The organism is Gordonia sp. (in: high G+C Gram-positive bacteria) (assembly GCF_047606305.1).
Lineage (GTDB): Bacteria > Actinomycetota > Actinomycetes > Mycobacteriales > Mycobacteriaceae > Gordonia.
The window spans coordinates 1-2,691 of record NZ_JASGER010000038.1; the positions used below are offsets into that span (position 1 = coordinate 1).

The 2,691-nt window shown below is 69.5% G+C and carries 4 protein-coding genes; 1 reads left to right on the forward strand and 3 read right to left on the reverse strand.

Features of this window, described 5'->3' with window-relative positions; genetic code table 11:
• Positions 1-757, forward strand: a 757-nt coding sequence (locus QM634_RS05895) for a hypothetical protein (protein WP_415041841.1), incomplete at its 5' end; no start/stop codon positions are given.
• A gap of 199 nt (positions 758-956) precedes the next feature.
• On the opposite strand, the gene rplA is transcribed toward QM634_RS05895, so the two are convergent.
• From rplA to nusG, 3 genes are all read right to left on the reverse strand, one after another.
• The gene (gene rplA, locus QM634_RS05900) at positions 957-1,673 is read right to left on the reverse strand and encodes a 50S ribosomal protein L1 (protein WP_415041844.1); all 717 of its coding nucleotides are present in this window, start codon (positions 1,671-1,673) and stop codon (positions 957-959) included.
• A 92-nt stretch (positions 1,674-1,765) separates the two neighbouring features.
• On the reverse strand, positions 1,766-2,194 hold the full coding sequence (rplK, locus tag QM634_RS05905; RefSeq protein WP_415041842.1) for a 50S ribosomal protein L11: 429 nt from the start codon (positions 2,192-2,194) through the stop codon (positions 1,766-1,768).
• A gap of 242 nt (positions 2,195-2,436) precedes the next feature.
• A partial coding sequence (gene nusG / locus QM634_RS05910) for a transcription termination/antitermination protein NusG (protein ID WP_415041843.1) occupies positions 2,437-2,691 on the reverse strand: 255 nt, incomplete at its 5' end.

A 2,691-nucleotide genomic window follows, 5' to 3' on the forward strand; every position in this document is an offset into this window, starting at 1 on the left:
GTCCGGGACGCCGGTCGCGACCGGGCGACTCGCCGACGCGGCCGACCTGGTGGCGCGCACCGACCGCTCCACCATGGTGACCCTGCCCTCGCCCGGCTATCTCACGGCGCTGGCCGCCGGCACGACGCCCGACGCCGAAGCGGCCGCCGCGCTGGCTAGGATCGTCCGCGCCGAGATCCTCGCCCTGGCGGCCGACGGCGTGCCGTACGTGCTGGTGCGCAACCCGGCGCTCGGGATGCTGCTGCACCGCACCGGCCGCGCCCGCGCGGCCGGGCTCGGCCTGGACGCCGACGCGCTGTCGGCCGCGATGATCACCGCCGACAACGCCGCGGTCGCTGCGGTGGCGGGCGCCGAGGGGGTGCCGGAGCACTTCCGGGTCGGGCTGGACGTGACCACGGCCGGCGTCGCCGAGGGCGCCTACGACGAGGACGCCGTCAAGCGGTTCCTCGACACCCAGGCCTACCGGCGGATCTGCGTGGAGTTCCCGGCCGAGACCGACGACCGCTTCCCGCTGACGCACATCCCCGAGGGCGTGGTCGTCTCACTCGGCCTCGTCGACATCACCACCCCGGTCCTCGAGGACGTCGACGACCTGGTGTCGCGGGTCGACGAGGCCACCGAGGACCTCGACATCGATGACATCGCGCTGTCCACCAACGGCGGGTTCCACGCCGTACCGGCCTGCGCGGAGTACCAGTTCGACAAGCTCCGGCTGGTGGAGACGACCGCCCGCTACTTCTGGGGAAACGAGCTCTGACCCACCGGATCACCCGGATCTGCTCAGACCCCCCCAACGCCGAGTCGGCGCTAATTGGACCAACTGGCGCCGACTCGGCGCCTCACGCCGTACCACAAACGCCGACTCGGCGCCTCACGCCGTACCACAAACGCCGACTCGGCGCACCTGATCGGGTCAGGTGCGCCGAGTCGGCGATCGCGACGGGCTCTGCCCAGGCTCAGGCCTCGTCGGCCTCGGTGACGTTCTTGGTCCGGTTCGGGTCGACCTGGACACCGGGGCCCATGGTGGTCGACACGGTGACCTTCTTCAGGTAGCGGCCCTTGGAGCTGGCCGGCTTGAGCCGGAGCACCTCATCCAGCGCGGCGGCGTAGTTCTCCGCGAGCTGGGCCTCGCCGAAGGATGCCTTGCCGATGATGAAGTGCAGGTTGGCGTGCCGGTCGACGCGGAACTCGATCTTGCCGCCCTTGATGTCGGTCACGGCCTTGGCCGGGTCCGGGGTGACGGTGCCGGTCTTCGGGTTCGGCATCAGGCCACGCGGACCGAGCACACGGCCCAGGCGGCCGACCTTGCCCATCAGGTCCGGGGTGGCCACGACGGCGTCGAAGTCGAGCCAGCCGCCGTTGACCTTCTCGATCAGGTCGTCGGAGCCGACGTAGTCGGCCCCGGCGGCCAGAGCCGCCTCGGCCTTGTCGCCCTGGGCGAAGACGAGGACACGCGCCGTCTTGCCGGTGCCGTGCGGCAGGTTGACGGTGCCGCGGACCATCTGGTCGGCCTTGCGGGGGTCGACGCCAAGCCGCATGACGACGTCGACGGTCTCGTCGAACTTCTTCTTGCTGGCACCCTTGGCGATCTTGATCGCCTGGAGCGGGGCGTAGAGCTCGTCCTTGTCGAACGACTCCGCGGCCGCGCGGTAGGTCTTGCTGCGCTGCATGATGTTCCCTCTTGTCTCTTAGGAGATGTGGTCTGTTCGAGCCAGCGCGGCTCTCCCACACTGCGTTGAATGACGAGCTCGCGAGCTCGCCCGCACTAGTCGGTGGTGACGCCCATCGATCGGGCGGTGCCCTCGACGATCTTCATCGCGGCCTCGACGTCGTTGGCGTTGAGGTCGGGCATCTTGGTCTGGGCGATCTCGCGCACCTGGTCCTTGGTCAGCTTGCCGACCTTGTCCTTGTGCGGGACCGAGGAGCCCTTCGACAGGCCGGCGGCCTTCTTGATCAGCTCGGCGGCCGGCGGGGTCTTGGTGATGAAGTCGAAGCTGCGGTCTTCGTAGATGGTGATCTCGACCGGGATCACGTTGCCGCGCATGGACTCCGTCTGGGCGTTGTACGCCTTGCAGAACTCCATGATGTTGACGCCGTGCGGACCGAGCGCGGTACCCACCGGCGGGGCCGGGGTCGCGGCGCCGGCCTGCAGCTGCACCTTGACGAGTGCGGCGATCTTCTTCTTCGGAGGCATTCTTGGGTGTCTCTTTCTTCTCGTGGTCATGACGAGGACGTACGACGGCGGCGTCCTCTGCCACCTGCGTGTTGCCGAGCAACCTGTCCATTGTCGAGCATCGCGCGGGCAGGCGCGAAATCCTGGGCCCCTCGTCTCTCGAGTAGCCCGCGAGGAACCAGCGGGCTACTCGAGACCACCGTCCTCGCCCGACCACTCGAGCACCTCGCTGGTGTGATGCGGGCGCGGGCCGCGCCCGGTCCTCACACTCGCTGGATCTGGTTGAAGCTGAGCTCGACCGGGGTCTCCCGACCGAAGATCTCCACCAGCGCCTTGACCCGCTGGGACTCGGCGTTGAGCTCGGTGATCGTGGCATGCAGGGTGGCGAACGGGCCGTCCACGACCATCACCGAGTCACCCACGCCGAAGTCGGCCACCTCGACCGGCTTCTTCGCGGCGCTGCTCGCCGCGGCGGCCTCGCCGGCCGCGGCGGCGGCCGCCTCGGCCTGCGCGACGAC